Raw genomic sequence first — 20,896 nt, 5'->3', positions numbered from 1 at the left:
AGGGAGACAGATGACTCAGAACGAGTCATCTGTCTCCCTTAAAATTATGCCTATAAAGAGAAAAAGATGGTTAACGATAACCATCTCCTATCCGTTACATGTTATAATGTAACCTGACTTTCGGAGTTGAAGTAAAAAAGTAATGCTAAGCCATAGATTAAAACCTATGACTTAGCACTTTATTTATATCTCCCTTTCCAAGAAAATCGATCTCAAAATAAAAATCAGTACAGTCAAAATAGGTCTGGGAAGTATCCAACGGATATTTCTGTCTGACCTGATGGTTGAAGATTTCAATGATTTTTTCGTATTCAGAACCAATATATCCAAGAGGTTTGTATGAACGATGAGCTCCGCCTTTTCGTGCCAGATCATAATAACTTTCGTAAATTTGTAGATATGTACCTTTTTTATTATTAGGCTAGTGCTAAATCCTAAACACGGGTAGCTGATTTCCCCTTTTTCATTTTTTCACAGAGAACTGAAATCAGGCTTATTTGCTTTGCTTTTATTCTAAATTAAGTGGTCATAATGTAAAAAATGTGTTAATATGTTAAATTAGAAAGATAATTATTACAAAAGTATGATAGGAGATTGAAAATGAGTGCTTTTTCAGCCGCAGATATCTTATGCCACAGGTAGATTTCATGTAAAAATGGGCCGTGATTGCCTGTAATCAGTTTTCATCTCAACCGGAATATTGGAAGGATGGCTTGTACAAGGTCAGGCGGCGGAATCATTAGAACAGAGACTAGATGTTTATGAGAAAACTACAGCCAGCAGATATAAAGAATCTGGTGAAAAGCCTATGATATTTGCCATGGACGATGGAAAACAGGAGTTATTTCCAGGTGTTATGGCAGGAGGGGTTCTTCCAAGAAAAACTTTTTCCATGGGACATGCATGTGGAAAAGAGATATTATATTGAAGCAAGAATTATCAAAAACTGACAATAATGTTTTTTCGAGGTAGTAAGAAAATAAATGAAAGAACGAATATATTATTGGGACAATTTAAAATGCCTGCTGATTTTTTTTGTGATTCTAGGACATTTTTTAATTCCAGTCGTGAATCATGGAAGAAGCATTCAAACAGTATATTATTTTATTTATCTGTTTCACATGCCTGCTTTTATATTTGTGTCCGGATATTTTGCTAAATACTATATGAAAAAAAATGTACCTGATGTTTCAAAATTATTAGGATTTTTGATTCTATTTATTATATTTAAAGGATTACTCTGGGGATTGAATTCACTGTTACAGGGGAAAATAGCAACTTTTGATATTTTTTCTGAAAGTGGAGCTCCATGGTATCTGTTAGGTATGTTTGCATGGTACATGTTTTTACCGCTTTTTGCAAAATTTAAACCATGGGTATCACTGACCATGGCAATTTGTGCTGGACTGATTGTGGGATTTTCAAATCAGATAGGTCCGTTTTTTGCTTTGTCTAGAATTTTTGTGTTTTTTCCGTTTTTTTTGGCGGGATATTTTTTTCCAGAAGGAAAAGAGGAAGCATTAACTAAAAAAAGAAATAAATATGTTGCCGTTGTCTTTTTGTTAGTGTTGTTACTAGGTATTTTTTTTAAGGTGGGTACAATCAGCACATGGCAAGGATTAATTTATGGAAACCGGCCATATGTGATTTTGAATGCTGTTGCATCAGAGAGTAAAGTAATGATGGTTCGATTATTCTGGTATGTTCTGGCATTGACTATTACATTTGCAATTATGGCATTAATTCCTAAGAAAAGGAATGCAATTTCTTATATTGGAAGCAGGACGTTATCAATCTACATATTGCATATATTGATTCGGCAAGTCTTTTCGCACTATAATATATATGATTTGCTTCCAGTTGGAGGGGTTGGATTACTTGTATTTTGTGTTATAGTATCGGCAATTGTTTTAGTGCTTTTGTCAGAAAAAAGGACATTCTTATTATTCCAGAGAGTTTTTAAAATTAAATATGATATGTTTATGAATATGGAGTAAATGGAGGTATGATGTTGAATAAGAAGGTAAGTATTATTGTTCCCGTTTATGGGGTTGAACGATGGTTAGCAAGATGTTTAGACTCACTGGTTAATCAGACGTTAAAGGATATTGAAATTATCGTAGTAAATGATGGAAGTCCAGATAACAGTCAGGAGATCATTGATGATTATGTAAAAAGATATCCAGGATTAGTATATGGATATCAGAAAGAAAATGGTGGACTGTCAGATGCAAGAAATTATGGGCTGCAATATGCAAAGGGAGAATATATTGCTTTTGTAGATAGTGATGATTATGTAGATATTACTATGTATGAAAAATTATATAATAAAGCTATGGAAGAAAATGCGGATGCAGTGACTTGTGCTTATTTCAAGGTAAATGAAAGAAAACAGACTAGAAAGAGTGCGCAAAAGGGAACAATGCATTTGTATGGGAAAAATATCTGTGATAATCCGACCATGCTGATTACAATGGCTCCATATGCATGGAATAAAATGATTCGTCGTAGTATCTTTGAGAAGACAGGGATCCTCTTTCCCAAAGGGATAATTTTTGAAGATATTTGTACTATGTATCCCCTGCTTCTTTATTGCAATAAAGTCTCAAAAGTTGATGAGGAATTGTATTATTATATTGAGGAGAGAGAAGGTTCTATTATGAATGTTTATTCTCCAAAAAAAATGCAGATGCTAGATTCATTTCAATTGTTGAATAAACGTTTTAGAGAAGCGGGAGAATTTGAAAATTTCCATGATGAACTGGTTACTTTAAATTTACGACATACCTATTATCGATTTAAAGAGTTTGATAAATATAAAAAGAGAGGATTTCAATTTAAATTTATCTACAGAGCATTTCGTCAGTTGAAAAAATATTTTCCGGATTGGCGCGAAAACTCAGGATATTTTTTGAACTTTACTTTACCGAAGGATAGAGTAAAAAAGAGAGAACTTTACAAAAAAAGCTGGTACTGGTATGGAGTGGCATTGATGCCTTTATCCTGGATAAAATTTGGAGAAAAGATAGATAAGCATCTCTACAAGCGAAAAAATTTATATCGGTATTATTATGTATTGATCAGAAAATATTTACCAGTAAAGAAGAATACAGTGTTGTTTGAATCGTTCCATGGAAAAGACATTTCTGATTCTCCTTTAGCAATGTTACAGGAACTATTAAAAGAGAAAAAAGAATATACTATATATATAACTACAAATAATTACAAAGAACATAAGAAATTTGTTGAAGAAAATCATATGGATGTTCATTTAGTTCCACTAAAATCGTTTAAATATCAGAAGATATTGGCAACGGCACAATATTTGGTAAATAATGTATCTTTTCCACCGTATTTTATAAAAAGAAACAACCAGCTTTGCATTAATACATGGCATGGAACTCCATTGAAAACCTTAGGGAAAAATATGAAAAAAGGTATTGAATCTATGCACAATATTCAACATAATTTTTTGCAATCTGATTATTTATTGTTTCCAAATGAGTTTACAAAAAGGCATATGATGGAAGATTATAACCTAAATGAATTATTTACTGGAAAAACTATGATTTGTGGTTATCCTAGAAACAGTATTTTTATGAATAAGGATGCTGGAGAACAGTTGAAAAAAGAATTAGGATATGAAGATAAAACTCTGTATACTTATATGCCAACGTGGAGAGGGAAAAATAGTTATCAGGGAATAGGTGCAGATTATATAGACGATATTCAGGAAATTCTTGTAAAAGTGGATGGAGTTTTGACTGATGATCAAATATTTTTTGTAAATCTTCATCCGAATGTTGGAGCTGCAGTAGACTACTCATTATTTAAGCATATTAGACCTTTTCCGAATAATATTCCTAAATATGAATTTATTAATTGTACAGATGTATTGATTACAGATTATTCAAGTATTTTCTTTGATTTTTCGATTACAAGAAAACCGATTGTATTGTTTATGTATGATTATGATGAATATATGGAAGAACGGGGCACATATATTAATGCCCAAAAATTGCCTTTTGCCAAAGTTTATAATTTGAATGATTTTGTATCAGGACTGAGTGAAGGTCGTTTTCTCCAATCAACCTATGCAGATAATCAGACATATTATGATGAGTATATTAAACATGATTCTGTTGATGCTGCAAAATATGTGAATGAAGCATTTTTTGAGGGAAATTTTGAGCATGTAAAAATAACGGATTATTCGTTTAATAAAGAAAAACCACGAAAAGTATATGTATTTCAAAATCGAATTGATTCAAAAGAAGAGTTTGACCAGATTTATCAAGAAAATCAAAGTGATAACACAGTATTTGCGATTCGACTGAAATATTTTGATTCTAAAATGAATGAATGGATGTATACCGAATATAATCAAAAAATGACATATATTATTTACAGCTATAACGTGATATTGACTTGGCTTGAATTAAAGAGAAAAAATCATAAAAGCGAAAAATATCGCAAAATTGCTCGTGAGAGAGGTTTTGAAAGGAGTTTACCTGGATTAACGATTCTAAACAAAGATGAAATAAGAAATGTAATCTAAAGATAGGGAAGACCATGTGAAGCAGAGGTGTCCTCTAAATCGATAATTGAATATCTTGTTATAAAATAGTATAATAACAAGTGATATTTAAATTAGTAAATATGGAGAAAAATCATGAAAACGTATATTGAAAATTTTAAGAAATACAGATTTCTTCTTTACGAACTCGTAAAAAAAGGTGTCAAACTGAAATATCGTCGGTCATATCTGGGAATTTTATGGACTTTACTGGAACCATTGTTAACGATGATTGTATTAAGTATTGTATTCGGAACATTGTTTGGAAACAAAGATCCGCAGTTTCCGGTGTACATCTTATGCGGGCGATTAATGTATAGTTTCTTTTCATCAGCAACAAGTGGTGCTATGAAAGCAATAAGGACAAATGCAGGGATGATAAAAAAAGTATATGTTCCCAAATATATTTATCCATTATCCAGTGTATTGTTTAATTATATTATTTTTGCTATTTCATTGATTGTTCTGGTTGCAGTGGCAATTGTTCTGAAAGTCTACCCTACAATTTATATGTTGCAGGCGTTTATACCATTGATATTAATTTTGGTGACTGCTTTTGGTGTAGGAATGATTTTGTCAACAATGGCAGTATTTTTCCGTGATTTGGAATATCTATGGTCTGTAGGGCTGATGATAATTATGTATGCTTCAGCAATTTTCTATTATCCGGAGAGATTATTAAACTCAGGATTTGGATGGATTCTGAAATTAAATCCATTGTATCTTTTGATTCACAATTTCAGACAGGCAGTTTTTGGAATGCCTATGAATATGAAATTTCTGGCGGCATCTGTTGTATTTGCTGTTGTTAGTGTAATTGTTGGTCTGGTATTTTTCTACAAGAAGCAAGATGAGTTTATTCTGCATATTTAGGAGGTTGTCATGGCGAAGAAAGAAGTATTGCGAGTTGAAAATGTCGGCATGAAATTCAACCTTAGTCAGGAGAAAGTCGACGATTTAAAAGACTATGTCATTAAGTTATTAAAACGTCAAATTTCATATAATGAATTCTGGGCATTAAAAGATATTAATTTTAGTTTAAATAAAGGGGATCGTTTAGGAATTCTCGGATTAAACGGAGCTGGTAAGAGTACTCTGCTGAAAGTTATTGCCGGAGTATTAAAGGCAACAGAAGGAACAGTTACGACAAAAGGAAAAATTGCACCGCTCCTTGAGCTGGGAGCAGGTTTTGACCAGCAGTATACAGGACGGGAGAATATTTATTTATATGGAGCCGTTCTTGGATTTTCCAAGAAATTCCTGGATGAAAAATTGGACGAGATCATCGAATTCTCAGAATTAGGGAAATTCATTGATGTACCGGTAAAGAATTATTCTTCCGGTATGAAATCCAGACTTGGATTTTCTGTTGCAACACTGGTGGAACCGGATATTCTGATCTTGGATGAAGTGTTGTCCGTAGGTGATGCCAAGTTCCGCAAGAAGAGTGAGGCCAAAATTATGAGTATGTTTGATAAAGGGGTCACAGTGCTTTTTGTATCACATTCTTTGGATCAGGTGAAGCGTCTTTGCAATAAAGCCATTTTATTGGAAAAAGGACATATTATCGCCAATGGAAGTATTGAAGAAGTAAGTAAAATTTATGAAGAGAAAACAAAATAATTAAAATATTGCGGAGGTGCACGATGAGAAAAGTTATTACTTATGGAACGTTTGATTTATTACATGCGGGACATATTAATTTATTAAGAAGAGCAAAGGAATTAGGAGATTATCTGATTGTTGTGGTTTCTTCTGATGAATTTAACTGGAATGAAAAACAGAAAAAATGTTATTTTAGCTATGAAGAACGTAAACAGCTGGTAGAAGCTGTTCGTTATGTAGATCTGGTAATTCCTGAGAACAGCTGGGAGCAGAAAATTTCTGATGTCAAGGAATTTAAAGTAGATACTTTCGTTATGGGAAATGACTGGGAAGGAAAATTTGATTTTCTGAAAGATTATTGTGAAGTTGTTTATCTGCCAAGAACAGAAGGAATTTCAACCACAAAGATTAAACAGGATCTGGGCTTAGTTGGACAGCAAAAAGACGAAGGGGATAATTAGGAGTTATTATTGGAGGTGCTTATGAGTACACAAAAGGTTAGAAAAGCTGTTATTCCTGCAGCGGGATTAGGAACAAGGTTTTTACCGGCAACAAAGGCAATGCCAAAGGAGATGCTTCCGATTGTTGACATTCCGACAGTACAGTATATTGTTGAAGAAGCAGTTGCCAGCGGAATTGAAGAAATTCTGATTATTACCAATTCAAATAAACATTGTATGGAAAATCATTTTGACAAAGACTATGAACTGGAAGCCAGATTGACAGAATCCGGAAAGCTGGAACAGGTAAAACTGATTAACGATATTGCAAATATGGCTAATATTTACTATGTTCGTCAGAAAGAACCAAAAGGTCTGGGACATGCAGTACTTTGTGCAAAATCTTTTATTGGAAATGAACCTTTTGCAGTACTTTTAGGAGATGATGTTGTTATCAATAAAGGTGGAGAACCTGCATTGCATCAGTTGATTACAGCATATGAAAAGCATCATGCATCTGTTGTTGGTGTCCAGACGGTAGCACAAGATCAGGTCAGTAAATATGGTATTGTAGCACCTAACCGGAATATACCGGCAGATGGACGTGCAGTTAAGCTTGATAATATGGTTGAAAAGCCAAAACAGGAAGAAGCACCTAGCCGTATGGCAGTTCTTGGACGTTATGTATTGACACCGGAAATCTTTGGACTGTTAGAAAGTCAGGGAGCAGGTGCCGGTGGAGAAATTCAGTTAACAGACGCAATTTGTCGTTTGATTGATACACAGGCTGTTTATGCATATGACTTTGAAGGAATCCGATATGATGTTGGAGATAAATTTGGATTTATCAAGGCTACCATTGATTTCGCTTTAGATCGTCCGGAACTTCATAATCAGGTGGCAGAATATCTTGTGCAGAAAGCTGCAGAAATTAATAAATAAGTAGGAATTTTATGAAACAGTTAATTAAGAATATTACAATTCAAATATATAAGGTCTTAACATATATTATTCCGGTAAACAAGAATATCATTATTTTTCAAAGCAGTAATGGGAGAAATTATACAGGAAATCCAAGATACATTTATGAAGAAATGGTTCGTCAGGGATTAGACCATGAATATGAGTGTGTATGGTTTTTCTTTGATACTGGTATAGAGGTACCGGGAAAATGTAAAAAGATTCGAAACAATTATTTCACGTATTTCTGGTATTTAATGAGGGCAGGAATATGGGTCTTTGACAGTCGTCAGCCTTTATATGTGCAAAAAAAGAAGAGCATCACATATATTCAGACATGGCATGGTACGCCATTGAAAAAACTGGCTTTGGACATGGATCGAATGAATATGGGTGGAAGTAGCGATATTGAGGAATACCACAGACAATTCCGCGTTACATGCAGGGATTGGGATTATCTGATTTCCCAGAATCAGTTTTCAACAGAAATCTTTCAATCATGTTTTGATTTTAAAGATCGTCCAATGTTGCAGATTGGGTATCCAAGGAATGATGTTCTGATTAGGGATAATCAGCCTGAAAAAATTAATGAATATAAGAAAAAACTTGGATTGCCGTTAGATAAAAAGATAATTCTTTATGCACCGACATGGCGCGATAATGAATACAGTGAAAAAGGTAAATATAAATTTGCATCCAAACTTGATTTTGATATGGCTATGGAACAGCTTTCAGAGGAATATGTATTTATTGTAAAATATCATTATCTTGTGGCAGATAAGGTAGACTGGAGCCCTTATAAAGGTTTTGTGTACACCTTTGATGAAACAAAGGATATTGCCTGGTTATATCTGGTATCAGATATGATGATCACGGATTATTCTTCTGTAATGTTTGATTATAGTCTGTTAAGACGTCCTATGTTCTTTTTTGCATATGATTTGGATGATTACAAAGATAATCTTAGAGGATTTTATTTTGATTTTGTAGAAGAGGCACCGGGACCGATTTCAAAAGAAACCAAACAGCTGATTACGGATATAAAAGAGTATGATCCTCAGCAGTGGGAAAAGAAATATGAGGCATATCATAAAAAATATAATCATGTAGATGATGGACATGCTTCTGAAAAAGTAATAGAAATCATTAAAAAAGAAAGCAGATAGGAGGATCTGATGAAAGTCAGCGTAATCGTTCCTTTTCATAGGGGACTGCATTTTATAACAGATTGTCTGGACAGTTTATCTGAACAGACCTGGAAAGATTTTGAAACTTTAATTATAAAAGATCATGTGGAAGAGAAAGAAGCAGATAAGCTTCTTTCTTCATATAAAGACAAACTGAATCTGAAAATTTATGATCTGCATGAGAAAAACGGCGTTTCTGCAGCGAGAAATCTGGGAATTCAAAAGGCACAGGGAGAATATCTGTATTTCCTTGACAGCGATGATTATCTGGCAGAAACAACATTGGAAGAGCTGGTAGATGCTGCAGACAAAGAAAACTATGATTTAACTTATGGAGTTATAAAGCAGACCTGGTTCCGCAGGATGGTTTATTATGGAGCAGAACAGCATAATGAAGAGGATCAGGAGTTTTGCGGACAGCCATGGAAAGATTTAGTTGAAAATCGAATAGATGTGTCTCTGCTGAGCTGTATTCATATGTTAATAAAGAAATCCGGTTTTGATGAAGAATGTTTATGCTTTGATGAAGATCTTGAATATTATTGTGATATTCCATTATTGGCATATTTTCTTGAGAAGACAAAATCTATTGGTTTTTGTAAGAAGGCGGATTATATTAAACGTGGGCATAATGATGAAATCCAGTATCCATCCTTATCTAAAGCAGATATAGAAGACCGTCCACAGAGACTTTCCAAAGCTTATAAAGCCATTGGAAAGATTACACCGGAACTGAAAGGAATTATTGATCAGAAGTTTGTTACATTCTGCGGGAAAGGATTTTTACAGAAAGTCCGCAGAGATAAAGCTTCCGAATGGAAAAACAGCCGGTTTTTGCCTGTTCATGAATATGCTCAGACTGTGGATAATAGCAGGATTTGTAATCAGGAAGACAATGAGAAGAAAGTTTTAAAGGCATTACAGCAGGAATCTTATGAGGCATGTAAGAAGAAAATTAATCATATTCTTGCCAAAAGAAAAATTCATAGAATGCTTACAGAAAAGCGTTTTATGTATCGGACAATCAGTAAATACATATTCGAACGTTTTTCACAGCAGGATCAATGGGTGGTGTTTGAAAGCTTTTTTGGTAAGCAGTATTCTGACAGTCCTAAATATATCTATGAGTATCTTTTGAAAAATTATGGAGATCAGTATAAATTTATCTGGATCATCAATGATAAATCAATGAAAATTCCAGGAAATCCTAAAAAAGTTCCTCGTTTTAGCCTGGGATATTTCTATTATATAACAAGAGCAAAATACTGGGTAACCAATGTACGTCAGCCTGTGTGGTTTGAGAAAAGGGACAGTCAGTATTTACTGGAAACATGGCATGGTACACCTTTGAAAAAGCTGGGATTTGATATGGAAGAGAACTATTCTGCATCTCCAACATATAAAAGACAGATATACAGTCAGTCCAGATTTTGGGATTGTCTGGTATCGGCCAATCCGTTTTCTACAGAAGCTTTCCATACATGCTTTTTATATGAAAAAGAAAAAATAATAGAAACAGGTTATCCAAGAAATGATATTTTATATGCACCAAATAAGGAGCAGATTGCTGCAGAGTTGAAGAAGAAGCTGGGAATTCCGGCAGATAAAAAAACGATTCTCTATGCACCTACATGGCGTGATGATGAATATTATGATCATGGGGCTTATAAATTTAATCTTGCATTGGATCTGAAACGTCTCCAGAAAGAAATAGGAGATGAATATGTAGTTCTTCTTCGTACACATTATTTTATTGCAGATGCTATCGATGTAACCGGTATGGAAGATTTTGTATTCAATGTATGTAAATATCCGGATATTGCGGAATTATATTTAATTTCAGATATTTGTATGACAGATTATTCTTCTGTATTCTTTGATTTTGCAAATTTAAGAAGACCTATTTTATTCTTTACCTATGACTTAGAAAAATACAGAGATATTCTGCATGGATTTTATATTGATATCCAGACAGAAGTGCCAGGTCCGCTTTTGATGACCAATGATGAAGTAATCAATGCTATTAAAAATATTGATCAGATTGAAGAACAGTATAAAGAAAAATATGATGAGTTTTATGATAGATTCTGTTGTTTTGATGATGGACATGCAACAGAACGTATCGTAAACATGGTGTTTAACAAATAAGGTATAATAATGAACTTAGAGAAGAAAAAGACACAAATAAGTAAATATGGCCGTATTGTATGTGTTGCCTTATTAATTGCATATTTCATCTTTGCATTAACCCAGTCAGAGACCTTTAAGGGAGAAATGTTTGAAACTCTTTCCATGGATCATAAAAAAGGGGATATGATGGAAAGCGGATGGGAGGAAAACCTTGAATTTCAAGCAGATTATGGAGATTTGCAGCAGTTAGAAATGAGTGTTTATAATCCTTTGGGCAATATAGCAAAAGGAACCATGGCTGTATGGATAACTGACGAAAACAATCAAACGGTATGGCAGGAAAATATCCCTATGGGTCGTTTGTCCATGGCAAAATATCATAAGGGAATCAAAGGAACAGTAATAAGTGTTCAGAAGAAGATTCATAAGGGAGAGACTTATAAACTTCATCTGAAGATGAAGGATGTGGCAAAAGGGCAGAATATTGTTTTAAAAAGCGGTAAGATAACTGTATATTATAATGGCTTTAATCTTAAAAAATACAGTATGCTTTTAGCTGCCATTTTACTGTTATCAGTTCTCATCTTTATACCTAATCCATTAAGTGAAACATGGAATCGATGGCTAAGCAGAGGAGTATTTGCTGTTACTCCGATGTTCTGTTATATTTTGATGGAACGTTTTAACTCTGTAAGTCTGCGATTTATTGGATTAAAATATGCATTATTTAATCTATTGGTTTATGGAACTGTTTTAATGCTGTTTTATATGGTGACCAATCGAACGACATGGGCAGCAATTCTTACTGTTTTGACCACATCAGGATTAGGTCTTGCCAACTTTTATGTGACAAAATTCAGAGGTACTTCGCTTATGCCGGTGGATTTTGCAACTGTTGGAACTGCTGCAAACGTGGCAACAGAATATAAATACGATGTGAATACCGCCATACTATGGAATGGAGTCTTGATTCTTGGTTTCATTTTTGTGGCAGTAAGATTGCAGTGTGAAAAAGGATTCAGAGGCAAAAAGAGAGTGTTGCCTGCTGGTGTTTTCGCAGTACTTATGGCTGTATGCTTTTCTATTTTCAGTACAAATGAAGGAATACAGAGATTTGGTATCAAAGTAAAAGTATGGAATCCCACTGTCAGCTGTAACAGATACGGATATGCTACGATTTTTGCATCAAGTATTAAATTTCTGGTTGTAGAGAAACCTGACGGGTATTCAGTGGAAAAAGTAAATGAAATTATGAAGCCTTATGTTAAAAAGGCAGAAGAGGATAACAAAACTGTTACAAAGAATAAGCCTAATGTGATTGCCATTATGAATGAAGCATTTTCCGATCTGACAGTATTGGGAAATTTCAGTACCAATCAGGATGCCATGCCTTTTATCAGAAATCTAACAAAAGATACAGTAAAGGGAACAATGTATATGTCCAGTTATGGAGGACAGACTGCAAATTCAGAATTTGAGTTTCTGACAGGAAACACCATGGCATTTTTGCCAGGAGGATCCGTTGCGTACCAGTATCAGGTAAAAGATCAGCTGGGAAGTCTGACTACAACACTAAAGAATCAGGGATATCAGGGAAATCTGGTATTACATCCATATAAAGCTAATGGTTATAATCGGGAAAATGTATATCCATTACTTGGTTTTTCAAAATATCTGGCAATTGATTCCTTTAAAAATCCGCAGACTGTTAGAAGCTATATTAGTGATCAGGAAGATTTTAACAAGATTATTTCTGAATATGAAAATGCAAAGAAAAGCAGTAATGATCCATTTTATATGTTTAATGTAACCATTCAGAATCATGGAGGTTATGATAAAGATTTTGCAAACTTTGACCAGAAAATAAGCATTACAGATGCAAGCAGTACTCCATCTGCAAATCGATATTTAAGTCTTATTAAAAAGACAGATGATGCATTTAAAAATCTGGTTTCATATTTTGAAAAAGTGAAGGAACCAACGGTGATCGTGATGTTTGGAGATCATCAGCCAAAACTTCCAGACAGTTTCTATAATAAAGTAATGGCAAAAGATCAGAGTTCCACCATAGAACGTGAACAGAAAAAGCACCAGGTTCCATTTGTGATCTGGGCAAATTATGATATTAAAGAAGAAGAGATTAAGGCAATCAGTCCAAATTATCTGGCTTCAAAAGTTATTCAGGTATGCGGGATGGAAAAAACACCATATGAATGTTATCTGCAGGAATTATATAAAAAATATCCTGTGGTAACCGGAAGTGTTTATATGGACAATAAACAGAATTTATATGGAATTGATAGTTTGAATGATTTACCGGAGGATCTGAAAGAATATCAGATGGTACAATATCATCATATGTTCGCAAAGAAACAGAGAAATGACAGCTTGTTTTACCTTGGAAAATGAGGAATTTATATCAGAGCATGGAGGGACATTAGCAAATCAGGAGGTTGGTGTTATGGTCACGATTCTTTTAGCTACACTGAACGGAGAGGATTATTTAAAAGCTCAGTTAGAATCAATTGCAGCACAAACATATGAAAACTGGCAGCTGGTAGTTGGTGATGATGGTTCTACCGATCATACACTGGATATATTGGAAGAATTTAAAAAGCAGCATCCCAATCAGGTGACGATTATGAAAAATGATCCGCCTACCGGCAGTGCAAAAAACAATTTTATAAACTTACTCCGTAATTCTTATGGTCCTCATTTTATGTTTTGTGATCAGGATGATGTCTGGAAACCAGATAAGATTTATCTTACTCTGCAGAAAATGGAAGCACTGGAAACCAGATATGGAGAAAAAACCCCGATTCTTGTTCATACCGATTTGTCAGTAGCAGATGAAAATCTGGAAATGATCGCAGAATCCTTTTTCCAGTATGCAGACATTCCAAAGCGTATTTATCTGAATCAGCTGATCGTGCAGAATTCTGTTACCGGATGTACGGTAATGATTAATCGATGTTTACAGCAGTATTTTCTTCAATTACTGCCGGTTTCTAAGATTATTATGCATGATTACTGGGCCGCTTTGATTGCGAAAGTATTTGGGAAAATAGGGTTTGTCAATGAACCGACCATGTATTATCGTCAGCATGGACACAATTCAGTTGGTGCCAAACATGCAGGAAATCCTGTTTATCTTTATCAGCGTCTTCGAGAGGGCAAAAATACTTATCGAAGAATGATGATAGAATCTATGGAACAGATTCAGGGATTTGTCAGTGTCTACGGTGAAGATATTGAAAACCTGGATGTATATGAACTTTTAAACACATATGGAGATCTGTATTATAAAGGTAAAATCCGTCGTCTTGCATTTTATAAAAATTATCATGTATTAAAGGAAGGAAATATCCGTAAGCTGATGCAGTGGCTTTGGGGATAAAAGGAGCTTATGAAAGGCGCAGTAAAACTTATAATGAAATATTGCATGATGTATTTATCATGTCTTTTTCCCCGCAGCAGGAAAATATATATTTTTGGTGCCTGGCTGGGAGAACAGTATGCGGATAATCCTAAATATTTATTTTTAGAAGCCCAGAAAGATCCGGAAATAAGACCTGTCTGGATTACAAAGAGCCGGACTGTCTGTCATAAAGTTCGTGCTCTGGGATATGAAGCATATGAATTTGATAGTCTCAGAGGAATATGGATGCAGCTTCGGGCAAAGTATGTGGTCATGTGCAATGGAATCAGTGACGTAAATCATGGCTTCATGGGAAGAGCGGTTTTTTTAAACCTTTGGCATGGAGTGCCCTTGAAGAAAGTGGGATATGATGATTATAAGGTTAAAAACTGGGATAGCAGAGGACAGAAAATCCGTAGAGCTATTCAGCAGATTCCTTTGGGAAAAGAATATGTGGTAGCAACCAGTGATGCATATTCAAAAATCTATGAGAGCGCGTTCCGACGTCCGGAAAGTCATATTATTACTTTGGGTCAGCCAAGAAATGATGCTTTTTATGATGTTGAAGGAATGTTCCCAATGGAACATAAACTTAAGAAAGCAGCAAAGGGTAAAAAGATTATTTTATATACACCGACTCATAGAAAAGAAGGGGAAATCCCATTTCCGTTGATGGAACAGTTTGATTTTGAGAAGTTAAATCAATGGTGTGTGGAAAATGAAACTGTTTTTGTAATAAAACGGCATTTTTATCATCAGAAGGAATCTGTTGATGTTTCGAAGTATTCTAATATAACAGACATAACAGGAAAATCAATGGATATACAGGAACTTTTAATGGATACAGATATCCTTGTAACGGATTATTCCAGTACTTATATTGATTATTTACTGTTAGACCGTCCAATCGTTTTTTACAACTTTGATTATCAGGATTATTTAAATACCGATCGTGAAATGTATTACGATTATGAAGAGGTAACTCCAGGTTATAAGGCAGAAAATTTTGATCAGTTAATGGAGGAATTTGAAAGACTGATTCAAGGTGAGGATTATTTTAAGGAAGAACGGGAAAGGGTTTGTAACTTCTTCTACTGTAAAGAAGGACAGGGTCCTATTGGAAAAAAACTATTGGAAATCATTAAAAGACTTAATTAAAAGACAACGACTCAGGATACATCTATAAAAGCACCCCATAGCAACAATCTGCAGTGTGATGCATAAGCATCTCATGAAACTGTTGCCGAGGGGTGCTTTTGTTTAATACCCTACGCGCCATATAATCTTCTGATTGATTCTTCCAAGCTCGTCGCTGATCTGATAATTATCTGTTCCAAATAGATATTTATGTGCCCGAATGGCATTTTCTTTTAGTGTGGTAGGAAAACCATAGTAGGTTCCGTAGTATTTCATTTCCTTCTGATCCCATGGGAATCCCTGCTGATCTTTGATTTCATAGCGGAAGGCAGAAAGAAACATGTTAAATAATTCCTTCTGATCCATATTGGTCTTTACCTGAGGGAGGACTTTATCCAATGCGGACATCAGTTTTAGCGGGCTCTTCTTTCCTTTTTCAAAGATCTTCTGTAAAACTTCCCGTTGCCGTCCGGCTCTTGCCAAATCACCACCTGCGGTATAACGGATTCTGGAATAGGCAACTGCCTGATTTCCATCCAGAGTATATGTGCCGCCAGAAGGAAGAGTTGGGGAATTACCACCATTGATACGATTCATATCTTTGATATAAGCGTTTAAATTTTTAAGAATACTGCTGTCAACATCCACTTCAATTCCGCCAATGGCATCTACCAGATCTGCCAGTATTTTGAAGTTTACAGTAGCATATTTTTCAATGTTCAGATCCAGATTACGGTTAATAGTACTGACTGCCAGTTCCGGACCACCCCAAGAGTATGCGGCATTGATTTTATTATAACGTCCGTTAATACTAACAAAGGTATCTCTGTAAACTGATAAAAGCTTCACCTCTTTTGTAGAGTTATTGATGCTCACGATGATAATGGAATCAGAACGATTACCACGGTCTGACATACTTCCGGTTTGTGAATCAATACCAAAGAACGCATAATTGGTATAATCTTTCATGCTGGAATCGTTATTTACAGTGACCAGCTGGCTTTGATCCAAAGGACTAGTTTGTGTACTGCCAAGTTTTGTGTAGACCATACCTGCAAAAACACCTATAAGAAGCAGAATCAGTGTTAAGAGAAATACCAAAGTTCTAATTGGTGAACTACGTCTTTTTTTTCTTCGTTTTTTACTCAATTTTGCACCTCCTGAGACGACTAAAAAAGGATGGCATAGGCCATCCTTTTTAATAAGCATTTTTATTTACAAATCCCTTAAAGAATGTAAGGAATAAAATCTTGATATCCAGACCTAAAGACCAGTTTTCAATATAATATAAATCATGTTCAATTCGACCGCGAATAGAAGTATCTCCACGGAAACCATTAACCTGTGCCCATCCGGTAATACCAGGACGAACCTGATGTTTGATCATGTAACGAGGAATTTCTTCTTTAAATTTTTCAACGAATAAAGGCCGTTCCGGACGAGGTCCGATCAGGCTCATATCCCCTCGCAAAACATTCCAGAACTGAGGAAGTTCGTCAAGACTTGTCTTACGAATAATCTTTCCAACCGGTGTTACCCTGGCATCATTTTTTGTTGTCCACTGCTTGGCTTCTTTTTTTGGATCCTGAACACCCATGGAGCGGAATTTGTACATTTTAAATGGTTTGTTGCCAAGTCCGATACGTTCCTGAGCAAATAATATTGGTCCAGGAGAACTTCTTTTTACCAGAATTGCTACAACAAGCATAATCGGTGAAAATAAGATCAAAGCAACAATAGAGCCGATAATATCAATGAAACGTTTGATCATGCGGTTTAATGTATTGGTAAGAGGAACATTACGGATATTGATAACCGGAAGTCCGTCTAAGTCTTCTGTATAAGGATTTGTAGAAATAAAGTTGTAGTAATCCGGAACAAATTTCGTATGAACACCGGATTTCTCACAAACAGCAACCAGTTTCTCCAGTTTGTCATATTCATTCAGATTTAATGTAATAGCGACTTCATCCAGAGAAGTATGCTCCAGATAATCAGCCAGATCGGAAAGTTTACCGATATATTTTACTCCACGATAGTCAAAGTTTTCACTGACAGTATTATCGAAAATTCCGTGAACCTTTAATCCCCAGTGAGGATTGGCGATGATACGATCAATATATGCTGCCGCAGAGGTACTGAATCCTACAAACACCGTATGTTTGATGTTGCGTCCTTTTTTTCGATTGATTTTCAAAATTTTTCGAATAATATATCTTGAAATTACACCAAAAATAAAGTTAAATATATAAAACATCAGATACAGGGAACGAGGGAAATTCTGAATCTGGAAAATAGTAATAATGAATGCAGAAATTCCAAGTCCCAAAACATTGGCTTTGAATAAATTAACAAGTTCTTTGCTGCCTCTTTGGTATCGTTTTGGTGTATACAGCCCAAAAAATGCATATAATAGAAGGAGAATAATTAGTGCGCAAATTAAAGGCTTCTGATAATCCTTAAAAGGGAAATAATAACGGTTATACTCAAATAATTCTTTGTAGACTTTAAAACCGAATATTTCCAGACAAAATCTCACGTAATAGGCAACAAAACCTGAAAAATAAATGCAGAGAGCATCAATTAAAACATGCAGTCTGTTTAAATAAGTTTGATTTTTCTTTATCATATTATGAATACTCCTTTTTCTTGCTATTATTATAAGGGATAAAGTGATACGATACAATGGAAAGTTATCTTATGTTTTTCTTATTTTTTTTCTTACTTTTATAACAAATAGAACACAATTTCAACACAATTATCAGGTATATTTAATGCAAAGAGAAACGAGAAAGGAGATTAGTTCAAATGAGTGAATATAATAATATAAACAATGATGATCAGTGGACAACAGCAGATCAGTGGAGAGAAGAAGAAAAAACTGAAGAGAAAAAGACAAAGAAATCAAAGGAATCAAAAGATGGCAGATGGTGGCTGCGAATATGTGCTTCAGCAGTGGCATTTGGATTGATTGCAGGGCTTGTGATGCAGGGTGTTATGTTTGGATTTTCAAAAGCAGGTGTTGGAAGCACTGGTACTCAGCTGGCAACAACCAAGACCAGCAGTTCATCATCCAGTTCTTCCAGTAATGATCTTTCAAGTGTTTCAGAAAATGTAATGCCTTCTATTGTATCCATTACCGGAAAATTTGAAAGTACCACTCAGGGATGGTTCGGACGAGAGCAAAGCAGTGAAACAGAAGGTGTTGGTTCAGGAATTATCATCGGAAAACAAAATGGAAAGCTTCTGATTGTCACAAATAACCATGTAGTAGAAGATGCTAAATCTTTATCTGTTGGATTTGTGGATGATGAAAGTGCAAGTGCAGCTATCCGCGGAACAGATAGTGATGCGGATCTTGCTGTTGTAGAAGTGAATGTAAAAGATATGAAATCTTCAACTTTAAAGAAAATTGCAATAATCACATTGGGAGATTCTGATAAACTGAAAACAGGAGAGCAGGCAATTGCCATTGGAAATGCTCTTGGATACGGACAGTCTGTAACAGGTGGTTATATTAGTGCATTAAACAGAGAAGTTCAGTTAACAGATAAAACCATGACATTACTTCAGACAGATGCGGCAATTAACCCTGGTAACAGTGGTGGAGCCCTGTTAAACAGCAAAGGTGAGCTGATTGGTATTAATACAGTAAAATATTCTTCTGAAGATGTAGAAGGTATGGGATATGCAATTCCGATTAATACAGCTAAGCCGATTATTGACCAGTTAATTAAAAATGAAGCGATAGATGAATCTGAACAGGCTTATCTTGGAATATCAGGTCAGACCATTGACAGTTCCATGGGGTCACAGTTTGATATGCCATCAGGAGTATATGTACAGCAGGTTGTTCAGGGATCCCCGGCACAGAAAGCAGGAATCAGTGCAGGAGATGTTATCGTAAAAATTGCTGGAAAATCAGTTTCAACCATGGATGGATTAAAGGATAAGATTTCAAATATGAAGGCAGGTACATCTGTTAAAATTGAAATTAAGCGACAGAACCAGATGGGTACTTATAAAACACAGACGGTTACAGTAACACTGGGTAAAAAAGCAGATGCACCATCAACCAGCAATACAGAAAATAATTGAAAAACTCCATAGAGAAAGATAAAATGGAATGGATAGTAAGTGCTGTCCATTCTTTTTTATTACATGCACGAGGCAAAGGAGAATTATATGGTATTAATTGAAATAGAGCAGGTGAAGAAGTTCATGGCAGGATTCCTGGGAGGAAATTTATTTGATGATTTTCTTATGAATGAAGGAAAGTTATCTATGGATATTGCATATGAATTCAGTGGAAGAATTTTAAAGGAGTTTTTTGATACGGATGAATGGGAACAATATGGTACATATCCTTATGTTCCGTGGGAGAGGCAGAAGGCAAAGATTTTTTCTCTGGTGAAGGGAAAAAAGACACCGCTTCATTTTCAATTTGTCATGATGTTAAAACCAGAACAGGTGGAAGAGTTTCTTATAAAATACCATTTGCCTATGCGGACAGATGAGATTGCAGGTTTATTTTTAAATGTACTCTATGACAGACAAAGTCTCAAATGTACCACGGGGGTATCAAGAAAAACTTTTGTGATGGATAAAACTCTTGAGGAAGCATGGGATATAGAAATTAAAGAACGCTTGAAGGAGTTTATGTAGAGAATGAAATTCTTGAAAAAAATCTGTTGCAAATCTGTTGCGGAATGTTCATTGGAGTGGCAAATATCCTGCCGGGAGTTAGCGGAGGGACTTTGGCGATTTCTATGGGCGTTTATGATAAGATTATCTATGCTGTGACCCATATAAAAAAGGAATTTAGGGAAAGTCTTAGAATTCTTATGCCTGTTGGGATAGGAATACTACTGGGGTTTTCCGGATTGTCTTATATAATTCGCTGGATGTTTTTAGAATATCCGGTTCAGACACACCTTTTATTTACAGGCCTGATTCTTGGAGGCATACCGGAGATTTTAAAGGTTATTGAAATATCGGGATTCAGAGCAGCAGGAATTTTTGTATTTGCTATTTTCTTTTTGCTGACCGCATGTCTTCCACTTTTTGGAAGCGACACGCAAACAGTGGTTTTGGAGATATCAATGATAATGGCCGTTAAATTATTTGCCATTGGAGTTCTGTTGCTGGGACCGATGGCAGCTGGTGTTGTTACAGGTGTTTTTTTAATTGCTAATTTGATAGAATTCTTATTTAAACATCATAAGATTATTACTTACTGGGGAATTCTTGGATTGATTTTTGCATCTCCTGTAGGAATTTTGTCAGAGATCAGAAACTTTTCTGTGGATTTTTTCACAATCCTTACGGGAATCATTGCTTTCGTTTTTGGAATACTGATTGTAAAACAATTAGGAGAAAAAGAATCCTAGTTTTCATATTTCTTTTTTTCTGAGGATATGATAAAATAAGTAGTAATAAATAC

General features: G+C 35.0%; 17 protein-coding genes. 15 read left to right on the top strand and 2 right to left on the bottom strand.

Going from position 1 to position 20,896, the window contains the following annotated elements; translation table 11 throughout:
• The first annotated feature begins 700 nt into the window (after positions 1-700).
• From KTB61_RS04440 to KTB61_RS04385, 12 genes are all read left to right on the top strand, one after another.
• A complete protein-coding gene (locus KTB61_RS04440; RefSeq protein ID WP_216696996.1) occupies positions 701-928 on the top strand; it encodes a hypothetical protein in 228 nt (75 codons plus the stop codon).
• 55 nt (positions 929-983) lie between these two features.
• On the top strand, positions 984-1,997 hold the full coding sequence (locus tag KTB61_RS04435; RefSeq protein WP_216696903.1) for an acyltransferase family protein: 1,014 nt from the start codon (positions 984-986) through the stop codon (positions 1,995-1,997).
• Between the two features lie 14 nt (positions 1,998-2,011).
• Positions 2,012-4,558, top strand: a complete 2,547-nt coding sequence (locus tag KTB61_RS04430) for a bifunctional glycosyltransferase/CDP-glycerol:glycerophosphate glycerophosphotransferase (protein WP_216696902.1) — start codon at positions 2,012-2,014, stop codon at positions 4,556-4,558.
• 114 nt (positions 4,559-4,672) lie between these two features.
• The gene (locus KTB61_RS04425) at positions 4,673-5,449 is read left to right on the top strand and encodes an ABC transporter permease (RefSeq protein WP_216696901.1); all 777 of its coding nucleotides are present in this window, start codon (positions 4,673-4,675) and stop codon (positions 5,447-5,449) included.
• Positions 5,450-5,458: 9 nt separating this feature from the next.
• Positions 5,459-6,199: an ABC transporter ATP-binding protein gene (locus KTB61_RS04420; RefSeq protein WP_216696900.1), complete on the top strand. Its 741-nt coding sequence runs from the start codon at positions 5,459-5,461 to the stop codon at positions 6,197-6,199.
• Positions 6,200-6,222: 23 nt separating this feature from the next.
• A complete protein-coding gene (gene tagD, locus KTB61_RS04415) occupies positions 6,223-6,642 on the top strand; it encodes a glycerol-3-phosphate cytidylyltransferase (protein ID WP_075759440.1) in 420 nt (139 codons plus the stop codon).
• Positions 6,643-6,663: 21 nt separating this feature from the next.
• Positions 6,664-7,563 carry a UTP--glucose-1-phosphate uridylyltransferase GalU gene (gene galU / locus KTB61_RS04410; protein WP_075759439.1) on the top strand — a complete coding sequence of 300 codons (900 nt, stop codon included), beginning with the start codon at positions 6,664-6,666 and terminating at the stop codon, positions 7,561-7,563.
• 11 nt (positions 7,564-7,574) lie between these two features.
• Entirely contained in the window at positions 7,575-8,747 is a 1,173-nt protein-coding gene (locus KTB61_RS04405; protein WP_075759438.1) for a CDP-glycerol glycerophosphotransferase family protein, read from the top strand.
• A gap of 9 nt (positions 8,748-8,756) precedes the next feature.
• The gene (locus KTB61_RS04400; protein ID WP_216696899.1) at positions 8,757-10,916 is read left to right on the top strand and encodes a bifunctional glycosyltransferase/CDP-glycerol:glycerophosphate glycerophosphotransferase; all 2,160 of its coding nucleotides are present in this window, start codon (positions 8,757-8,759) and stop codon (positions 10,914-10,916) included.
• Positions 10,917-10,925: 9 nt separating this feature from the next.
• The gene (locus KTB61_RS04395) at positions 10,926-13,307 is read left to right on the top strand and encodes an alkaline phosphatase family protein (RefSeq protein WP_216696898.1); all 2,382 of its coding nucleotides are present in this window, start codon (positions 10,926-10,928) and stop codon (positions 13,305-13,307) included.
• A 52-nt stretch (positions 13,308-13,359) separates the two neighbouring features.
• Positions 13,360-14,295 carry a glycosyltransferase family 2 protein gene (locus KTB61_RS04390; protein ID WP_075760543.1) on the top strand — a complete coding sequence of 312 codons (936 nt, stop codon included), beginning with the start codon at positions 13,360-13,362 and terminating at the stop codon, positions 14,293-14,295.
• Between the two features lie 9 nt (positions 14,296-14,304).
• Complete coding sequence (locus tag KTB61_RS04385; RefSeq protein ID WP_216696897.1) at positions 14,305-15,474, top strand: CDP-glycerol glycerophosphotransferase family protein; 1,170 nt, start codon at positions 14,305-14,307, stop codon at positions 15,472-15,474.
• Between the two features lie 102 nt (positions 15,475-15,576).
• Here KTB61_RS04385 and KTB61_RS04380 read toward each other — a convergent pair whose 3' ends face one another.
• Positions 15,577-16,602, bottom strand: coding sequence for an LCP family protein (locus tag KTB61_RS04380; RefSeq protein ID WP_230973609.1), 1,026 nt, complete (start codon positions 16,600-16,602; stop codon positions 15,577-15,579).
• A gap of 49 nt (positions 16,603-16,651) precedes the next feature.
• A complete protein-coding gene (locus KTB61_RS04375) occupies positions 16,652-18,082 on the bottom strand; it encodes an undecaprenyl-phosphate glucose phosphotransferase (protein WP_075759433.1) in 1,431 nt (476 codons plus the stop codon).
• 179 nt (positions 18,083-18,261) lie between these two features.
• Here KTB61_RS04375 and KTB61_RS04370 point away from each other — a divergent pair, with 179 nt between their 5' ends.
• The 3 genes from KTB61_RS04370 to KTB61_RS04360 all read left to right on the top strand — a co-directional run bounded on the left by KTB61_RS04370 (position 18,262) and on the right by KTB61_RS04360 (position 20,843).
• The gene (locus tag KTB61_RS04370; protein WP_216696896.1) at positions 18,262-19,551 is read left to right on the top strand and encodes a S1C family serine protease; all 1,290 of its coding nucleotides are present in this window, start codon (positions 18,262-18,264) and stop codon (positions 19,549-19,551) included.
• 87 nt (positions 19,552-19,638) lie between these two features.
• Complete coding sequence (locus KTB61_RS04365) at positions 19,639-20,118, top strand: DUF5721 family protein (protein WP_075759431.1); 480 nt, start codon at positions 19,639-19,641, stop codon at positions 20,116-20,118.
• Positions 20,119-20,162: 44 nt separating this feature from the next.
• Positions 20,163-20,843, top strand: coding sequence for an undecaprenyl phosphate translocase family protein (locus KTB61_RS04360; protein WP_216696895.1), 681 nt, complete (start codon positions 20,163-20,165; stop codon positions 20,841-20,843).
• The last annotated feature ends 53 nt before the right edge of the window (positions 20,844-20,896 follow it).

It is taken from the genome of Anaerostipes faecalis, from assembly GCF_018982945.1.
GTDB lineage: Bacteria > Bacillota > Clostridia > Lachnospirales > Lachnospiraceae > Anaerostipes > Anaerostipes faecalis.
Note: the sequence above shows the minus strand (reverse complement) of the source record. Positions and strands in the feature narration are given on the sequence as shown.

What these genes read in the sequence shown, in the direction of transcription:
- KTB61_RS04435 (WP_216696903.1), top strand. Translation starts at nt 984, where the DNA reads ATGAAAGAACGAATATATTATTGGGACAATTTAAAATGCCTGCTGATT.
- KTB61_RS04425 (WP_216696901.1), top strand. Translation starts at nt 4,673, where the DNA reads ATGAAAACGTATATTGAAAATTTTAAGAAATACAGATTTCTTCTTTAC.
- KTB61_RS04420 (WP_216696900.1), top strand. Translation starts at nt 5,459, where the DNA reads ATGGCGAAGAAAGAAGTATTGCGAGTTGAAAATGTCGGCATGAAATTC.
- tagD (WP_075759440.1), top strand. Translation starts at nt 6,223, where the DNA reads ATGAGAAAAGTTATTACTTATGGAACGTTTGATTTATTACATGCGGGA.
- galU (WP_075759439.1), top strand. Translation starts at nt 6,664, where the DNA reads ATGAGTACACAAAAGGTTAGAAAAGCTGTTATTCCTGCAGCGGGATTA.
- KTB61_RS04405 (WP_075759438.1), top strand. Translation starts at nt 7,575, where the DNA reads ATGAAACAGTTAATTAAGAATATTACAATTCAAATATATAAGGTCTTA.
- KTB61_RS04400 (WP_216696899.1), top strand. Translation starts at nt 8,757, where the DNA reads ATGAAAGTCAGCGTAATCGTTCCTTTTCATAGGGGACTGCATTTTATA.
- KTB61_RS04395 (WP_216696898.1), top strand. Translation starts at nt 10,926, where the DNA reads ATGAACTTAGAGAAGAAAAAGACACAAATAAGTAAATATGGCCGTATT.
- KTB61_RS04390 (WP_075760543.1), top strand. Translation starts at nt 13,360, where the DNA reads ATGGTCACGATTCTTTTAGCTACACTGAACGGAGAGGATTATTTAAAA.
- KTB61_RS04385 (WP_216696897.1), top strand. Translation starts at nt 14,305, where the DNA reads ATGAAAGGCGCAGTAAAACTTATAATGAAATATTGCATGATGTATTTA.
- KTB61_RS04375 (WP_075759433.1), bottom strand. Translation starts at nt 18,082, where the DNA reads ATGATAAAGAAAAATCAAACTTATTTAAACAGACTGCATGTTTTAATT.
- KTB61_RS04370 (WP_216696896.1), top strand. Translation starts at nt 18,262, where the DNA reads ATGAGTGAATATAATAATATAAACAATGATGATCAGTGGACAACAGCA.
- KTB61_RS04365 (WP_075759431.1), top strand. Translation starts at nt 19,639, where the DNA reads ATGGTATTAATTGAAATAGAGCAGGTGAAGAAGTTCATGGCAGGATTC.
- KTB61_RS04360 (WP_216696895.1), top strand. Translation starts at nt 20,163, where the DNA reads ATGTTCATTGGAGTGGCAAATATCCTGCCGGGAGTTAGCGGAGGGACT.